This is a genomic window from Psychrobacter sp. FME6 (assembly GCF_014861365.1).
Taxonomy (GTDB): Bacteria; Pseudomonadota; Gammaproteobacteria; order Pseudomonadales; family Moraxellaceae; genus Psychrobacter.
Map to the genome: position 1 here is coordinate 1 of NZ_RRYW01000041.1, position 17,063 is coordinate 17,063.

At 42.5% G+C, this 17,063-nt stretch carries 14 protein-coding genes; 11 read left to right on the forward strand and 3 right to left on the reverse strand.

The window, feature by feature from the left end; genetic code table 11:
• The first annotated feature begins 97 nt into the window (after nucleotides 1-97).
• Nucleotides 98-973, forward strand: a complete 876-nt coding sequence (locus EI162_RS07700; RefSeq protein WP_192523795.1) for a mechanosensitive ion channel family protein — start codon at nucleotides 98-100, stop codon at nucleotides 971-973.
• 128 nt (nucleotides 974-1,101) lie between these two features.
• Here EI162_RS07700 and ybeY read toward each other — a convergent pair whose 3' ends face one another.
• Entirely contained in the window at nucleotides 1,102-1,686 is a 585-nt protein-coding gene (gene ybeY, locus EI162_RS07705) for an rRNA maturation RNase YbeY (RefSeq protein ID WP_192523796.1), read from the reverse strand.
• Nucleotides 1,687-1,958: 272 nt separating this feature from the next.
• Entirely contained in the window at nucleotides 1,959-3,041 is a 1,083-nt protein-coding gene (locus tag EI162_RS07710; RefSeq protein WP_192523816.1) for a PhoH family protein, read from the reverse strand.
• 587 nt (nucleotides 3,042-3,628) lie between these two features.
• On the opposite strand from EI162_RS07710, the gene EI162_RS07715 reads away from it, so the two are divergent.
• From EI162_RS07715 to EI162_RS07745, 7 genes are all read left to right on the forward strand, one after another.
• Complete coding sequence (locus tag EI162_RS07715) at nucleotides 3,629-4,930, forward strand: FAD-dependent monooxygenase (protein ID WP_192523797.1); 1,302 nt, start codon at nucleotides 3,629-3,631, stop codon at nucleotides 4,928-4,930.
• Between the two features lie 129 nt (nucleotides 4,931-5,059).
• Entirely contained in the window at nucleotides 5,060-6,337 is a 1,278-nt protein-coding gene (locus EI162_RS07720; RefSeq protein WP_192523798.1) for an FAD-dependent oxidoreductase, read from the forward strand.
• 206 nt (nucleotides 6,338-6,543) lie between these two features.
• The gene (locus EI162_RS07725; RefSeq protein WP_192523799.1) at nucleotides 6,544-7,245 is read left to right on the forward strand and encodes an IS1 family transposase; all 702 of its coding nucleotides are present in this window, start codon (nucleotides 6,544-6,546) and stop codon (nucleotides 7,243-7,245) included.
• The gene (locus EI162_RS07730; protein ID WP_192523800.1) at nucleotides 7,245-7,814 is read left to right on the forward strand and encodes an OmpA family protein; all 570 of its coding nucleotides are present in this window, start codon (nucleotides 7,245-7,247) and stop codon (nucleotides 7,812-7,814) included. The genes EI162_RS07725 and EI162_RS07730 overlap by 1 nt, the downstream gene beginning before the upstream one ends.
• Nucleotides 7,815-8,232: 418 nt before the next feature.
• On the forward strand, nucleotides 8,233-9,426 hold the full coding sequence (locus tag EI162_RS07735) for a hypothetical protein (RefSeq protein ID WP_192523801.1): 1,194 nt from the start codon (nucleotides 8,233-8,235) through the stop codon (nucleotides 9,424-9,426).
• 64 nt (nucleotides 9,427-9,490) lie between these two features.
• Nucleotides 9,491-10,081: an OmpA family protein gene (locus EI162_RS07740; RefSeq protein WP_192523802.1), complete on the forward strand. Its 591-nt coding sequence runs from the start codon at nucleotides 9,491-9,493 to the stop codon at nucleotides 10,079-10,081.
• 280 nt (nucleotides 10,082-10,361) lie between these two features.
• Nucleotides 10,362-10,958: an OmpA family protein gene (locus tag EI162_RS07745; protein WP_192523803.1), complete on the forward strand. Its 597-nt coding sequence runs from the start codon at nucleotides 10,362-10,364 to the stop codon at nucleotides 10,956-10,958.
• A gap of 45 nt (nucleotides 10,959-11,003) precedes the next feature.
• Here the strand turns inward: EI162_RS07745 and EI162_RS07750 are convergent, their stop codons facing one another.
• Nucleotides 11,004-11,915 (reverse strand): lysine exporter LysO family protein, encoded by a 912-nt coding sequence (locus EI162_RS07750; RefSeq protein WP_192523804.1) that lies wholly within the window; start codon nucleotides 11,913-11,915, stop codon nucleotides 11,004-11,006.
• Nucleotides 11,916-12,230: 315 nt separating this feature from the next.
• On the opposite strand from EI162_RS07750, the gene EI162_RS07755 reads away from it, so the two are divergent.
• Genes EI162_RS07755 through EI162_RS07765 form a run of 3 tightly spaced genes read left to right on the forward strand, consistent with a single transcriptional unit; the run spans nucleotide 12,231 to nucleotide 17,050 of the window.
• A complete protein-coding gene (locus EI162_RS07755) occupies nucleotides 12,231-14,996 on the forward strand; it encodes an alpha/beta fold hydrolase (RefSeq protein ID WP_192523805.1) in 2,766 nt (921 codons plus the stop codon).
• Between the two features lie 3 nt (nucleotides 14,997-14,999).
• Nucleotides 15,000-16,199, forward strand: a complete 1,200-nt coding sequence (locus EI162_RS07760; RefSeq protein ID WP_192523806.1) for a patatin-like phospholipase family protein — start codon at nucleotides 15,000-15,002, stop codon at nucleotides 16,197-16,199.
• On the forward strand, nucleotides 16,196-17,050 hold the full coding sequence (locus EI162_RS07765; RefSeq protein WP_192523807.1) for an SDR family NAD(P)-dependent oxidoreductase: 855 nt from the start codon (nucleotides 16,196-16,198) through the stop codon (nucleotides 17,048-17,050). Before EI162_RS07760 ends, EI162_RS07765 begins: the two co-directional genes overlap by 4 nt.
• The last annotated feature ends 13 nt before the right edge of the window (nucleotides 17,051-17,063 follow it).

Sequence of the window (17,063 nt, forward strand, 5' to 3'; positions counted from 1 at the left end):
GGCTTGAGCGTCTAGCGGTAGGAATCCCCTCCGTTTAGGGAGGGGAGGAAGTCAAAACAAACAAATACAACACACAGCTATAAAATAAAGAGTCAGTATGGAATTTTTAGGTTTTACCATTGATGTTGCCACATTAACCAGTAATGCAATAGGTTTGGCAATCAAAGTGGCGTTAGCGTTACTAATATTCATTGTAGGGCGCTGGTTTGCCAAAAAAGCAGTAGGCATGGCTCATAAGGTCATGCTGCGTAGCCGCTTAGATGACACGGTGGCGAACTTTTTAGGACGCTTGATATATGGCGTGTTGCTCGTCATTGTGATTTTAGCCGCTCTTAGCAAAGTCGGGGTGCAAACCACTTCAGTGGTTGCCATCTTGGGTGGTGGTGCGGTTGCTATTGGTTTATCACTCAAAGATCAGCTGTCTAATTTTGCAGCTGGCATTATGATCATTACCTTTCGGCCGTTTGTACGTGGTGATTATGTACAAATTAGTAGCTATACCGGCACCGTTACGGAGATTACCTTAGTCAATACCCATCTGACGACGATAAATAATCACGATATCATCATTCCCAATAGCGATGTCTCGACGTCGGCTGTGCTCAATTATACAGCACTGCCCAACCGCCGCGTAGATATGACCATTCGTATTGGTTACGATGCTGATATCAAAACTGCCAAAAACATCATGCTGAAATTAGCCAATGATAATGAGATGGCTTTCACTGACCCTGAACCTATCGTCCGTGTGACGAACTTAGGGGAAAATTCAGTTGATTTGACCTTAAACGTTTGGACCACTAATAACGATTGGTGGTCGATGAATTGTGATTTACTTGAGTCGTTTAAATACGCACTAGAAGATCACGAAATCGACATTCCATTCCCGCAGCGCAGTGTCCATGTTAAAGGGTTGGAGCAGCTGGTTAATAATGCAGATAAATCACAGACACTGCCGCTAAGTAAAGACTAAATATAGTGCATTCAGTGTTAAAACGATACAGCGGGAATGGGATGAATTTTACGCGGCCTCTGTCGGCGTAGGCGCAGCAAGCCAGAAAAATTTATACCAGTTCCGCGTTGGAATATAACGTATCTGTTTTATTTGGAATCGACTATATAAGGGTTTGGTAGGTTTAAGCCTGCCAAAATATCAACTTCAAAGGCTTCCATTTCATCTTGCTCAGCCTGCCCGAGCTCATGATCAAAACCCAATAGATGCAGTATGCCGTGGGTTAATAAATGGCTAATGTGCTGCGGCACTGTTTTTCCTTGCTCTGCCGCTTCACGTACCATTACGTCATGACAAATAATAAGCTCGCCAAGTGGTAGTGTTGGCATCAGCTCGATGATGGCAGCAGGCAAGTCACTGGGATAAGATAAAATGTTGGTCGCATAATCTTTGCCACGCGCTTCCAAATTAAGCTCGCGCCCTTCATTCTCATCGGTAATATAGATATCGAGCGCTTTAAGCTTTTCTTGCCATAACTCGGCATCTATACCTGCAAAGTAGGGTAATGTCAGACCCTTCTCTAACTGCCTATCGATATAAGCTAACGTCGCCATCAGTACTGACTGTAATTGCTCGCGGTGATAGAAAACATCGAGTGTCTCGTCATCAATGCTATTACTGGCACTGATGTCGAGTGTATCTAAATTTTCTTCATTATCGTTGGTTTGGCTCATAGCATAATCCTTGTGTTTTTCTGCTTATTTAAAAGCTATTTAATAAGAATTATAGTCAAAAGACTTAGAATTACTACAGTGCTATTGGGATGAATTTTACGCAGCCTCTGCGTATGCAGCACGCCAGAAAAATTTATACCAATAGCATACTGATACAGCTGTACTAGTTTTACTGTTCATTGACTATATATATCTAATAAAAAGTATCTAACAGAAAAAAACCGGATATAAAATCCGGTTTTCTTCTTTTAACATAGGTATATTGAGATAAGTTACAGCTTGGCTGCCGCATCAGCGACGGCTTGTTTGCGCTCTTGTTCTTTCATGCGCTCAAACTTACGTTTTTCTTGTAATGCCAACTGCTCTTCATCAAATACATCATAAGCTTCGACGATTTTTTGTACCAATTGGTGGCGCACGACGTCTTTTGAATCAAACTTGGTAATATGAATTTCTTCGATGCCGCTTAAGATATCCATCGCTTGTGCCAGACCTGATTTAGTACCACGTGGCAAATCGACTTGGCTAATATCACCAGTAATAACGGCTCGTGAGCCAAAGCCCAAGCGGGTCAAAAACATTTTCATCTGCTCAGGTGTGGTGTTTTGTGCTTCATCCAAAATCACAAATGAGTTATTCAACGTACGACCACGCATATAGGCAAGTGGGGCGATTTCGATAACCTGACGCTCAAGCATTTTTCCGACTTTCTCAAAGCCAATCATTTCATACAGCGCATCATATAGAGGACGTAAGTACGGGTCGATTTTTTGGGTTAGATCTCCCGGTAAAAACCCCAGCTTTTCGCCTGCTTCTACCGCAGGGCGTACCAGCAAAATGCGCTCAATCTCGTTACGCTCAAGCATATCAACGGCACAAGCAACGGCAAGATAGGTCTTACCCGTACCCGCAGGCCCGATACCAAACGACACATCAGAGCTCAGCACGTTTTTGACATAACGCTGTTGGTTGCCACCACGTGGAATGATTTTGCCATTACGCGTGCGTAGACTAATCGGCGTAAAGTCACTTGCTGAGTCTAAATCATCCTCGTCATTAGCCACTTGCTCATCATTTTCCATATCCTCATCACGTGAGATACTCGATTGAATAATGAGGTGTAGCTCTTCTGGACTGATATCTTTGGTGTTTTGTGCCTCGTCGACCAGCTTATAAATAATACGTTCACCACGCTCAACACCCAATATATCGCCACTCAGACAAAAGTCGCCTCGGCGTTGGCTAATTTTAATATCGAGACGTTCTTGGATATATTTCATGTGATTATTGTATTCACCAAGCACGGTTTTAAGCTGTGTTGGGGTCAGTGTTTCAAACTTTATACGGCGGATCATGGAATCAGTCAAGCGATTATCCTTGTATTGGTTGCCCGATGTCATTGTGAAAATTCTATTACTCAGTTGTTAAAGTGCTATAGATTTACGGGCTTCAGAGATAAAATAGTTGGTTTTCTTTTATTGGTTTTAGATAGTGTTGATTGCTTTTCAATTGCAGAGATAAAATAGCGGCACAGTTATTTTTAAAAGTTGTCTTTAAAAGCTATCTTTAAAAGTTATGATTGAAATATGAATAACCATAAGTCAATGTCCTGCCTTCATTATGGTAGATAGTTTTTAAAATTCAAGCTATATAGATGTATGCACGGCTTTGTTTTTGTATGGTGATTGCAACGACTGCCAATGCACCGCAAAAGTAAAGCCGCAAGAATTAGATATAGCCACTAGATATAACCGCTATGGATACCGTCAAGACCACAGAATGATAAGCAATTTGTGGTAATCTATGGCTTAGATAATAGAGCAATAACAACTGGGCTGAAAACTATAAAAACATGAGTGATTTTCTAAAAGTGTAAAGTTTTTGAATAGGTACTAACCACGTATAAAAGCGTGCTAAACAGGAAATTATAGGAATAATAACGATGCAAAATACTGAGTCAAATTTGTCAAAATCTAACCAGACTAAACTCTCTGCTATGACTGAGCAGCAGGTACTGATTGCTGGTGGCGGACATGTGGGTTTGTCGTTTGCTTTGCTATTGGCACATCATGGTATCGCCAGTACTTTGCTGGAAAAAAACAGCTATCCGACCATCAGTCCAAGCGATGACAGTCAACGTAGTCACTACTTAGACAGCCGTAATACCGCCTTATCACGGCGTACGGTACAGATTTATCAAGAGATTGGGCTGTGGGCTGAGCTGAAAAGCCATGCCTGCCGAATCGATGCGGTTAGAATCAGCGAACAAGGTAGCTTTGGACGCGCGCAGTTAAATAAAGCCGAGGAGCAGGTCGAGTCGTTTGGACAAGTGATGGAAAACGCCTGGCTTGGACGTAAGTTGCTACTGGCTGCCCAACAAGAGCCGTTGATTACCCTGATTGATAATGCCGATGTGATCGCCGTTGATCAGCAAAGCGACAGCGTGACCCTAAGTTTTAGCTACTATGGCGAAGAAGAGCATGAGCAGCAATTGCAAGGCAGCGTTTTAGTGGCTTGTGATGGTCGCGACTCTACTGTGCGTCAGTTATTAGATATTGGTACGACGACTTATGATTATAAGCAGACGGCTATCGTTGGTGTGGTTGAGACGGATCAGCCTCATGAGCATAATGCGATTGAGCGTTTTAGCCCAGCAGGGCCACTGGCGGTGTTGCCATTGACCGATCCAGAAGGCGACGGCAATGACGACTATCAAACGGGTTATAGACGTTCAGTAGTTTGGGTCTGTCCAACGGGTGAAGAGACGCAATATCTAGAAGATGATGCCCATTTTTTAGCAACCTTGCAGCAAGCCTTTGGCGAGCGCGCTGGCACGTTTAAAAAAGCAGGTCGCCGCGGTGCTTATCCATTGACCCGGGTGCTGGCGGACAAGCAGGTCGATGGTCGCTGCGTTATTATGGGTAACGCGGCACATACTTTACATCCGGTAGCTGGTCAAGGCTTTAACCTCTGTATGCGCGATGCGCATGTGCTGGCGCAGATGATGAGTGCGCAAGTGATGAAGGGTGCGGATATCGGTAATCCTACCTTACTCAAGCGTTATGAAAAAGCCCGTCAAACCGACCAAAAACGTGTCATTCGCTTCTGTGATGCGGTGGTACATGGTTTTACCCATCCAAATCCAGCGGTGAAGCTGGCACGTAACGTGGCCTTGGTTGCCTTTGATAAACTGCCCAATATTAAGCCGTTAATTGCAAACTATGCGATGGGCTTAAAATCTTAGTCTTTAGTTTGAATACCTAGCTTTCAAACTTCGCAAAGGTAAAATTGTGGGTTAAAAACCTAGCTTACAACCATAAAATTAGATAGCTGAAAGTGAGTTATTAATAGCTGTTAAATTTAAGGATGTTTTATGAAAAATAACCATACGCTCATCATCGGTGGCGGTATCGTCGGTGCAACGCTTGCCCTTAAACTGGCACAAGATAATAAACCGGTAACGCTGATTGATGCGCGACCTGGACGTAGCGAAGCAGATTGGCAGCAAGTGCTTGGGCAACGCGATGCGCGTGTTTATGCCTTGAGCCTTGCCAGTATTGGTCTGCTTAAAGAGGTGGGTACTTGGCAGAAGATCGCAGCCTCAGAGCGTAAAGCTGATTACTCGCAAATGCAGGTTTGGCAATTAAATGGTATGGGCGAGCTGTTATTTGGTGATAGTAATGATTCTACTAATAATAGTGAGAAAAATACTTCGCCAAAAATGCTTGGTAGCATGGTGGAGCCTGCAGTTATCGAATACGCATTATGGCAGCGTTTATCAGCACATGATGTCAGTCAATATTTAACCGTCATCGATGGCCAAAAGGTTGTCGATATGGATTGGATTGGTAGTCAGCAAGGCTATCGTGTGACGTTAGAGAACGGTAGCGTGATTGATGCGCGTTTAGTAGTCGGCGCTGACGGTCGCGGCTCATTTGTGCGCAAGCAGGCAGGTATTGAGCTAGATACACTCGATTATAAGCAAACCGCAATTTGTTGTGCGATTCAAACCGACAAACCGCACCAAGCAACTGCTCGACAAGCCATGCTACCGACTGGCACGCTGGCGCTATTGCCATTAGCAGATATTACCGATGAAGACAAAGCAAATCCACAGCATTGGCAATCAATCGTTTGGACACTACCACGCAATCAAGCATTGGCATTGATAGCAGAACACCCAAGATACATCGCTGATAAACTCGCTGCTGCCAGTAATTATGAGCTTGGCGCTATCCAAAAAATTGAATCAATCGCTAGCTTCCCGTTAGCCGCACAGCAAGCGAAAAGCTATGTGGCGGATAACTTAGTATTAATCGGTGATGCGGCACACGGCGTCCATCCACTCGCTGGGCAAGGGCTGAATTTGGGTATGCTCGATGTGAAGGCATTAAGCGAACAACTGACCCATGATTATGCGCGTAGTGGCAATAAGTTGTGGGGAGCCAATCAAACTTTGCGTAGCTACGAGCGCCTGCGCCGCCCACATAATAGTCTGATGATGCACAGCTTTTCGGCGCTGAACTGGCTGTTCGCTGGCTCGCTGGCTCAACTGCGTCCTATTCAACAAATCCGTAATGAAGGCATGTATCGCGTGAGCAAAATCAAACCCTTGATGCGCTTGTTTGCGAAGCAGGCGAGTGGGGTTTAAGGATAGCTTTAACTTACGGAAGCGTAAAATATGAACGTTAAATTATGGACAATAGCGTCAATTATGATAAGTGCATTAGCACTAACAGGTTGCCAAACGGCTGATTTGTCTAAGCAAAAAAGTAAAACTATCGGTGGTGTATCAGAAAGTATGCTGAGGAGATTAAAGGAGGGTGACAGCCAAAGCAAGATGATATATTTGAGGTTATGAAGACACAAATAGATATCAGCTGCCCCGACTGTCACAGTCCCAGTTTAAAGAAAAACGGCATAAAAAGCTATGGCAAGCAGAACTACCAATGCAAGGACTGCAAACGTCAATTCATTGGTGACCATGCCTTAACTTATAAGGGCTGTCACTCTAAAATAGAAGACATCATACGGCTAATGACGGTGAGAGGTTGCGGTGTTAGAGACATAGCTATTATAGCCTCAGTCAGTATCGGTAAAGTATTGGGCACCATAGGCTCATCTGTTTATAAGATCGCGCCTAAGAAGCGCTACTATGAACGCTTAGAGGTTGATGAGTTCTGGACTTACGTGTATCGCAAGAAGCGTAAAGTCTGGCTCATCTACGCTTATGACCGTGCTACTAATGAGATTGTCGCTTATGTCTGGGGCAAACGTGACTTAAAAACAGCTAAGAAGCTAAGAGCACGTTTAAAGCAACTTAAAGTAAGCTATGGCTCTATCAGTATGGACAACTGGGATAGCTTTAAAACCGCCTTTAAAGGTGATCACAAACAGGTTGGCAAACAGCATACCATAGGTATAGAGGGTAATAACTGTCGCCTTAGACACCGATTAAGACGAGCGGTTAGAAAGACTTGTTGCTTCTCTAAGAAGCTCGATAATCACTTCAAAGTGTTTGATATGGTGTTCTTTTACATCAATTATGGCTACGTCTGATGCCAGCATACTTTTTAGAACACCACCAAACTATCAACATGCCAACGGTTATGGTTAGTTTAGATAGCGACGGCGATGGCGTGCCTGATGAATTAGATCAATGTCCAAATACAAAAATGAAAGGTAATGTAGTAGTGGATGACAGGGGCTGTCACCTCATTATGGGACCTGATATGAGTCTAAAGATGGAGTATCGTGCCTTTTTTGCTAAAGGTAGCAGTGAACTAACATCTAAATATCAGGTTGAACTGGATAAAGTAGCGGCAAGAATGAAAGAATATGATACCGCTATTTTTAAGATTGAAGCGCATATTTCAGAGGATGAAAATAATAAAGAGTTAAGCTCATTACCTAAAAATAGAGCACTGATAATCAAAAACTATCTTTTATTAAAGCATGGTATAGAATCGAGTCGATTAATGACTTTAAATTGTGAGGCTAGAGCGCCCATCGCACCCAATGATACTGATGAGGGTAGGTCTTTTAATCGTCGGGTCTATGGTTTATTAACTGAACCTGATAATGAGTATCCTATCAATTTAAAAGATGGTATCTGCGTTAAATTTTAAATCAAGTTTTTATCAATTATTGACCATTCGCTCCCATTAGTTTCGACAGTAAATGGTCAAAACTAGTCAACTATAAACCGTTCTTTTATTTTTGTATTATGCAGCATATGTTAAAGGTAATTTGTCCTCGTTCGAGTTGGAATCAACGTTTTAAAAGTTTATTGAACGAGTTTCCTGCTGTACCTGATGATATGGTTAAGCTTAAAGATTTTGGTTTAATGACAAGCTTAGAAGATTGGAGGTTGTGGCAATAGTATGAACTGATGCTGATGAGAAGCTAGAAATAGAGAACCGCCACTTGCAAAAGCAGAGGTGACGGTCATATTGGTATATATAGTACCATATAAAATAACTTAAGTTATATAAACTTAGTAAACCCTAATTTTTTTCTTATTTGCAAAATCTAAAGGCAAACCACATGCTCATCCCTAAATACTGGGCGCAATACAAACAGCGCTTTGAATTGCGCGAGACGCCTAATAAACCCTCCAAGCAAGCAACTATCAAACGTTATGGTTGGTCAGATATTAGTCAAAGTGCGGCGTTAACTCATGCCAAAGCGCGAGTGGATGAGGTGCATAAGTGCTGGCTGGCAGGTGAAGATATCTTACGCCGCGAACGCAGGGAGGAATATAACGCAAGCAACGGCATTCCTATCCGTGAACAGATTATCTCCGAGCATTCTTTTCCAGAAGATGGATTGCCTAATAATAACGCAGTAGCGACGCAGCTTATCGTCACGCGTAACAGCTATGGGGCACAAGTCGCCAACGTTGATAATATTGCAATTATCGATGTCGATAATGATGATTTATTGCGTCATAATTATCCTGATGATTATAACCATCATGGCTTTATGCCTGCCTTCCTCGTTAATCAAAGCAATCCATCAGCCAAAGTGAAGGTTTGGGTTTTTGTCATCGTCTTTATACTTATCGCCAGTGTCATCGCTTGGCTAGGATTATCTTGGTTGTGGTTATTAACAGTAATGTTTGGTGCGACTGCCTATTTATGGCAACAAGCCAGTGTAAGAGACAAAGCTCGCGCACAAAAATATGCCGATGATGCCGCTTCATTGCTGCCTTTTATAACGGATTTAATCAAAAAACGTATCACCAGTCATCCCAATGAGTCTTTTCGTTTATATCAAACACCCGCAGGCTTTCGTATTATTGCAACGCACGATGTTGTATCGCCAAGTGATAGCGTGGTCGAAGAATGGTTTGCGTATTTCCATGCGGATACCAATTACGTGCGTCTATGTCAGGTGCAGCACTGCTTTCGTGCGCGGCTCACCGCCAAGCCGTGGCGTATGAATGAGGTCGAAGATAACAATTTGGCTAAAGATATTCCTGCGAAAGACTTTTGGTTTAGTTTTGAGGACACAGATGTAGAGCGTAGCATTGAACAACGTCAAGATGAGTTAAAAGCACGTAAGCAGTGGATTGCCGACTATGATAACTATGCTAAAAACTATCGAGCGTGCCATTATGTCGAGAGTATGATTGGTAAAGAGGTTGCCAATAACAGTAAAGCACACGCTAATATTGATGATTTTGTACAATGGCATGACCGTGCTTGTCAGGTGAATAAAGCGTTGCCTTTAGCTTAAAACCTATTTTGCGCTATAGTTTTCAATAGGCATTATACTTTGATTAAATTAAGGAAGATTGATCATGAATATTAAACTCTATAGCGCTTTATTATTAACCGCATCTATAGGTCTAATAGGCTGCCAAACTACCGAAATTATACCGCCCAAAACCACACCTCAATATGAAAATATCATTACCTTAATACCAGATATTCCTGATTCAGATGGTGACGGCGTACTCGATGATATAGACGAATGCCCAGGCACTCCGTATAACGTGGTGATAGATGAAAGGGGTTGTCCGCATTCCTTACTCTTTGGCGAAAACGAATTTATGATGGAAGCTAGAGCCTATTATGCTGAAAATAGCAGTGAGATAAAAAGTGAGTATTATGAACAGCTAGATAACGCAGGGAAAAAAATGCAAGATCATTTGGACGCTGTCATGCGTGTTGAAGGGCATATATCCAAGCGTGAAGAAACTAGCGCCAATCAAACATTATCAAGATACCGTGTGGAAGGGATTAAAAATTATATGACCATGAAACATAATATTGATCCTGATCGTATTAAGACCGTTTACTATGGATCAGAGCGCCCAATTGCGACAAATGACGCCGAAAACAGTTGGCTCAATCAGCGTATTTATGCGCTTATTAGCAATGTTGAATAATAGACCTCTTGCGAAAGTACCAGTTCATTGACTGTCACTGACAGAGTTACGAGGGCTAGCGACGACTTATGCAAGAGGTTTAATATATTGAGCGTTTTAAAAAGTGTGAAAATGATGACAAATAAAGCGGTAAATTATTCTGGATGAAGAGAGAGTAATAATGACCATTAAAACCTATAGCACGTTATTGCTGTTAGCAGCATTCATAACGTTAGCTGGCTGCCAGACTACCAAAATTGTACCGACCAAAACCACACCTCAATATGAAAACATCAGGACGATGCAAGCAGAAATTGATTCAGATGGCGATGGTGTGCTTGATGCTATAGACGAATGCCCTGAAACGCCGCCTAACGTAGTGGTCGATGCTAAAGGTTGTAAAATAATAATTGAGGGCGGTGATGCACTTGAAATGGAGTTTAGGGGATTTTTTCTACCTATGAGCAGTCAACTACCTGATATTTATGATACAGAGTTTATAAAAATGGCAGAAAAAATCAATGAGTATCCAGAAGCTAGTGTTTTTGTTTTTGGTCATGCAGCTACAAATGAAATTGATGAAGATGCTGTAGCGACTTTTGGTTTCGGTTCTTTATCACGCAATCGCGCCCTTAGCATCAAAAATACGTTAGTCTTGCAACATCATATTGATGCTAAGCGTATCCGCACTTATGAGTGTTCAAATAAACTATTGGTTAGAGAGACAGATTATATAAACCCTAGTTTTAACGCACTTAATATGAAAGGTCTTGAGGCAAAACAGCGCCGAGCCACTTTAATGGCGAGCAGTGAAGTGATAGATTTAATGAATCTTGAATATAATTCTGATATACAAAGGTATGGTGAGTACGCCAAGCATTGCAAACCGTTTAAATAGGGCAGTATTTGAAGTTTAATCACCATCTACTGTTAAAACTTATATTTACCCCAACGCCGAAAACACCACCATCAGTACTGGTGCGACAATATTAATAATAAAACCAAAGCTAATCGCCAATGGCACCACTTTTAAACCGCCAGATTGCTGAATAATTGGCAAAGTAAAATCCAAGCTGGTCGCACCGCCAAGCCCGACGGAAGCGGACGGATATTTACGCATAAACACAGGGATAAATATCAACGCAAAAAATTCACGAATCAAGTCATTAAATAACGCCACACTGCCCCAAACAGCGCCATAAGCATCGGTCATGATAATCGCCGACAGTGAATACCAACCAAACCCTGACGCCAGTGCCAAACCCTTAGTCCAAGAGACATCGCTAAATATCACCGCAAAGATAAGCCCGCCAACCAGCACGGCTAGGGTAAAGATAATACTCATCTCAACGCCTCGTTTGTTGAGCAGCACTTCTTTTAAGGTAATCCCCGAGCCTTTAAGCCCGATGCCCACCAGCAAGATTAATATCATCAGCATCACGGTCATGGTGTTTTCAGGTGGCATATAATCAGCTGGCAAGAAATAACCAATCACAAAGCCGATTGCCACACAAATGATTTGGGCGAGGCTACCGCGAATACTAACGCGATGCTCTTTGGATTTGACGCTGGGCTTTTTAGCGTGCCATGGGCGCAGACGGTCAAACAGCATGAGGGCAAACAAGCCCGATCCAATCGTCAATATCGATAGTATAGTGACATACAGCGCAATCTCGCCTATCTGGCTGCCAAGCCCTTCCACTTGTGCTAGCTCAATACCAATCAGCGCTAAGATAATAAATATCAAATAAGATAGGCCTTTGTCAGCAAGCTTAGTCATAGTAGGGTTGGAAGGAATGGCAAAGCCAATAAACATTGGCATTAATACCAAAACAAGAGTAACTATGCTTTGCATGGTGATTGGCTCGCGGCGTTTTTTTAAAAGATGTTTTCAATAAGGCATTTCTAAGAAGCTGGGGATTGTAACATATCAGGCTACCGATACTGTTATGTACAAATAATATTCATGGCAAATTATGCAAGGCTATTGCTTAATGATTATTATTTTAATGGATGGTAGTGATGACATTACATATTGGTTTTGATTCTGTTTAAATCACTTAAAAAAGACTTAGAATTAGTTTTGAAGCTGCGTTAAGTCCAATTCTAATACTTTACCTGATCAACTTTTGTTGCTACATTGACACAATCAATGTATTTGGCGGGCATCATGTCGTTATACCAGCTCAAGACCCAGTTTCAGGATCAATTGCGACCAATAAGTAACACGTTGGTCGAGCAAAATATCACTGCTAATCAGGTGACGGTGTCAGCAGTATTGTTAAGTGTAGGAACCGCTTATGTGATTGCCAAGCCAGCAGCAGAAAAGCAGACGTTATGGTTGCTACTACCTTCGTCATTGTTTATACGTATGGCACTCAATGCCATCGATGGCATGATGGCGCGTGAGCATGGGCAGGCGTCAAAACTTGGGGCGATACTTAATGAGGCTGGAGATCTCATTGCAGACACGGCATTATTAGCCAGTCTGATGCCTCATGTTACTAATAGCACATCCCAAGTTTTAGAAAGAGGTGTATTCTCAAACCAGCGCCGTATTATTAACCTGATTGCACTTAGTACTAGCACCGAGCTATTGGCGATAACCAGTGATGCAGCTCTAAAGATTCGGGCAAACCAAGGGCCGTTAGGTAAAAGTGATCGGGCTTTTATATTAGGCACACTGGGTGCAATTATAGGCAGTAAAGCGCCTTTATCATTATCTTCTACAACAATAGGACAGTTATGCTTATTCACCGAGGCGCTATTGATAAAAACTTGTCTGAACCGTTTACGCTATATGGCAGACTTATATTTAATGCGTCAGCCGCCTGAGCTTAGAGAGACATCAAATATACTATCAAAGCAGCAGTCAAATACGTTTCATGCTGTACTTAGCGATGTTACTTCTCATACCTTTTCACCCAATTATTCCGTTAAAGCTTCCTTATTGGAGTCCAAAATAATGCCCTCGATTAATACAAATAATGAAGATGCACCAAAGTATATAACCACTGATACCGATTTGCCTAAGCAAGCCATTATCAGTGGTGAAAGCTGCTATAACGCTTATGATGGCACGGCGATTTATTACCGCTACTGGCTAACGATGCCTTTGGATGAGATAAAGAAAGCTAAGCAGCAACATACACAACAGCGCCAAGTGGTTTTATTACATCGTGGTCATGAGCATTCGGGACGCTTAGCAGAGCTTGGGCAACAGTTTGCCATGGCAGGCTATCAAGTATTTGCATGGGATGCACGTGGCAATGGGCGCTCGGGTGGTATCAAGGATCATGCTGAAAGCGTGACCCAGCTTGAGCGCGATTTAAACGATTTTGTGCACATGGTTATTGGACAAACGGGTATTGCGATTGAGGATACTTTAATGGTCGCCAGTAGTATCGGTGCGGTACTAGCAGCAGCATGGATACATGATTATGCGCCCAATATTCGCGGGATGATACTCGGCACACCTGCGCTACGTATTCGTTTGTATATGCCGTTTGCGATACCGTCGTTAAAGGTCGCGCGTACGCTAGGTCTGATGTCACGCGTCAGTAGTTATGTCAAAGCGCAAGTATTGACCCACGATAAAGTAGCACAGCAAGCCTACAATGCCGATCCGCTTATCTCAAACAGTATCTCAACCGATCTGCTTATTGATACCCATGCGACCGGACAGCGTTTGCTCGATGATGCGGGCGCTATTACTGTACCAACCTTTGTATTGTGTGCAGGTAAAGACTATGTGGTTGATAAACAAGCTGAGCGTGACTTTTATGAAGCGATTAATACTACTAATAAGCGTTGGCAGCTATATCCAGACAGCTATCATGCTATTTTTCATGAGACCAATAAGGCCGATGTCTTTGACGACTGTATTGATTTTGCTGAGCAAGTATTCAGTACGGAGGTAAAAGCGCCTGATTTGCGTACAGCACATCTTAATAGTGCCAGTAAAGACAAGGTTGACCGTTTAGCCATTAAGCCTTTTAATCCAAGCTTTGCGCTGACGCGTTTTGCCATGCAAAAATTCGGTCATGTTAGCGACGCTATCGCGACGGGACTTGAGCATGGTTTTGACTCTGGTCATTCGCTCGATCATGTTTATTATAATCAGCCGAGTGGTCAGAATAAATTTGGTCAGGCGGTCGATAAGTTTTATCTCAGTAATATTGGCTGGCAAGGGATTCGTATCCGCCGCGAGCATATATTAGAGCTGGCACGTGAAGCGTTGGCCAATATTAAACTTGCCAATCAAAACCAATCTAATCAAAACCAAGTTAATAAAAACCAAGTTAATAAAAATCAAGTTAATAAAAATCAAGTTAATAAAAACAGCCTTGATGAGTCAACTCAACCAAAACTACTAGATATTGCTAGTGGGCATGGTTTTTATGCGTTTGATTTATTAACAGAGTTTGAAAACTTATATGCTGAGCTACGTGATTATGAAAGTCATAATATTCAAGCACTGCAAGCTAAAGCGGAGCAGTTAGAGATTGCTAATCGTGTCATCACTTGTCAAAAAGATGCGTTTGACCCTGCCAGTTATTCTAACCCGCAGAAGAAGAGTGGCAATATTAAAAGTCTTGACGATTCAAAATTTGATATCGCTATTGCCTCTGGTGTGTTTGAGTTATTTTCTGACAACACGCTACCAGCAACGGCATTGACAGGTATTTATGACAGTTTAAAATCTGGTGGCTATTTAATTTATACCAATCAGCCGTGGCACCCTGAGCAGGAGTTTATCAGTAAAACCTTAAATAATCATCGCGGTAGTAGTTGGGTGATGCGCTGTCGTTCACAAGCTGAAATGGATCAATTGGTTGAGTGTGCGGGCTTTAAAAAGGTGGCGATGCGTATCGATAAGTTCGGTATCTTTACCGTGTCATTAGCCATTAAAACAGCAACGACCAATGATGAATAATCGATGAGTAATAACAGTATAAAGCCTTATCAGCGTGTGCAGCTTTTTTCAGGCGGTGGCTCACGTTTTGGTTATTATTTAGGCAGCTATGCGGCACTAGTGGCGCATGATTTGACCCCAGATATTATCATTGGTACCTGTGGTGGTAGTTTATCAGCCTATCTAGTACAGCTCGCTCCTGACCCTAAGGATTTGCAGCAATTGATGTGTAGCCGCGAGTTGTATCATGTCATTGCTGCAATTAGGCATGTCGCGCCAAATGAATCCAGTAGGCGTCTAAAAGTACGTTATATGACTCATGCATTCAAACGTTGGCGCTTATCAAGGCAACTATCTAAAAGGCAAGAACAGCAGCAAGCCGATAGTTACGAGCAGTTATTAGATGAATTGCAACAGTTAGCGATGTTTCGCATTGATGACGAGAGTCAATGGCTTGATGATCTATCTGGTTTTGATACTAGTAGCAATGACCATCATAGAACCGATAGCGAAACCAATAAAAATACCCCAGAGATAGCTATTATCGCTAGCCGCCTTTATCAAAAGTCTGCTACTCGCATTTCGCCTAACCATCCATTAAAGCTGCAAGAGTTGTTATTTGCACCGCCACGTTTGACGGCTTCTTTATCAGAACTTACTGACAAAAAAATGCGATCACCTGCGCACGTATTTGCTGAGGAACGCATACATCAGTCTGTTAAAGTTTTGACCCAGTGGGATTTTGCGCCGGTGATTCGTGCTTCGCTGGCAGATATGTATTATCTGCCGCCAACGTATATTGAGGAGCTTGGCTGGTGTTTGGGTGGCGTGATTAACCTAACTCCTATCGAGCTGGCTTGCCAATTGGCAGAAACGGTATTTGCAGAGACCAAGGCAGGTTATGATTCATGGCTCGCTGCTCCTGCTATTCAGCGCGTGTTTGGTTTTGACCCTAATGCGCGTTTGGCACAGGTACATGGTTTTTTACCAAGTACTGAGTCATATCAAGATAATTTTGAGAGTAGCAGTCAACTACATTGGTTGCCATTTGCGGATAACGGCGAGCAGTTGGCAGGGCAGCACGTGCAAAAGCGCTTTAATATGAAGCAAATGACAATCGAGCTGATGCACAGCGATTATGACGGCTTTGTACAGCAAATGCAGGCGCAGTGGCAGTATGGCTATCAGCGTACGGCTGATTATATACAGCAGCAAAGTCTATGACAAATATCAAAGAGTCATCGCTTATAGAAACTAGGTTAGATGCTAGCTCTACAAATGACATTCCACATCTTATTGTTGTAGGTGGCACGAGTGGTATTGGTTTAGCATTGGCACTCCATCATCAGCAGCTTGGCTGGCAAGTGAGTATTGTCGGTCATAGCGTCTCAAAGATAAATCATGTGAACAGCAAGCATCCTGATATCACGACTTATAACTGTGATTTAACGAATAATATTCAAACACAGAAATTATTAGATAGCTTATCAGAAATCACTTTCCAACGGCTGATTTATAGTGCAGGAAGCTATCTAAACGAGCGTGTGCATCAGCTAAATCAAGCAGACAGCGATAAAATGCTAGCGATTAATTTTCAAGCCTTTGAACAGACTTTTAGGTGGGCGAGTGAGCAGTTAAAGCATCAAGAAAATCTTCAGAATCAATCACTGGGTTTTACCAAAAATCATAGACCAAGCCTTATCTGTATCGCCTCTATCGCTGGCATCATGGATTATCCTTATGCCAGCCTTTATGCCAAAAGCAAACGTGCGATGATTGCGGCTGCCAGTGCTTATCGAGCGGCACTAGCGCCTTATGATATCCAAGTGAATTGTATTGCTCCAGGCTATATCGATACCCAAGCACTGCGTGATTTAAATGATGGCGATGCCAGTCATAAGCCATTTATCATCAGCACACAAACGGCAGTTGAGCGTATTATGCAAGCGATTGACAATGATATTGAGCTGGCGATATTTCCACGTCCCATGCGTTATATTACTGGTGTACTAAATCATTTACCCAAGCCGTTACTGAATTGGATATTACGTAGTAAGTTGGATAAAAATAAATAGTTTTTTGCTATCA

Bases quoted from the DNA above. Each gene is read 5' to 3' on its own strand.
- EI162_RS07700 (WP_192523795.1), top strand. From the start codon at position 98: ATGGAATTTTTAGGTTTTACCATTGATGTTGCCACATTAACCAGTAAT.
- EI162_RS07750 (WP_192523804.1), bottom strand. From the start codon at position 11,915: ATGCAAAGCATAGTTACTCTTGTTTTGGTATTAATGCCAATGTTTATT.
- EI162_RS07720 (WP_192523798.1), top strand. From the start codon at position 5,060: ATGAAAAATAACCATACGCTCATCATCGGTGGCGGTATCGTCGGTGCA.
- EI162_RS07725 (WP_192523799.1), top strand. From the start codon at position 6,544: ATGAAGACACAAATAGATATCAGCTGCCCCGACTGTCACAGTCCCAGT.
- EI162_RS07735 (WP_192523801.1), top strand. From the start codon at position 8,233: ATGCTCATCCCTAAATACTGGGCGCAATACAAACAGCGCTTTGAATTG.
- EI162_RS07740 (WP_192523802.1), top strand. From the start codon at position 9,491: ATGAATATTAAACTCTATAGCGCTTTATTATTAACCGCATCTATAGGT.
- EI162_RS07710 (WP_192523816.1), bottom strand. From the start codon at position 3,041: ATGATCCGCCGTATAAAGTTTGAAACACTGACCCCAACACAGCTTAAA.
- EI162_RS07745 (WP_192523803.1), top strand. From the start codon at position 10,362: ATGCAAGCAGAAATTGATTCAGATGGCGATGGTGTGCTTGATGCTATA.
- EI162_RS07730 (WP_192523800.1), top strand. From the start codon at position 7,245: ATGCCAGCATACTTTTTAGAACACCACCAAACTATCAACATGCCAACG.
- EI162_RS07765 (WP_192523807.1), top strand. From the start codon at position 16,196: ATGACAAATATCAAAGAGTCATCGCTTATAGAAACTAGGTTAGATGCT.
- EI162_RS07760 (WP_192523806.1), top strand. From the start codon at position 15,000: ATGAGTAATAACAGTATAAAGCCTTATCAGCGTGTGCAGCTTTTTTCA.
- EI162_RS07755 (WP_192523805.1), top strand. From the start codon at position 12,231: ATGTCGTTATACCAGCTCAAGACCCAGTTTCAGGATCAATTGCGACCA.
- ybeY (WP_192523796.1), bottom strand. From the start codon at position 1,686: ATGAGCCAAACCAACGATAATGAAGAAAATTTAGATACACTCGACATC.
- EI162_RS07715 (WP_192523797.1), top strand. From the start codon at position 3,629: ATGCAAAATACTGAGTCAAATTTGTCAAAATCTAACCAGACTAAACTC.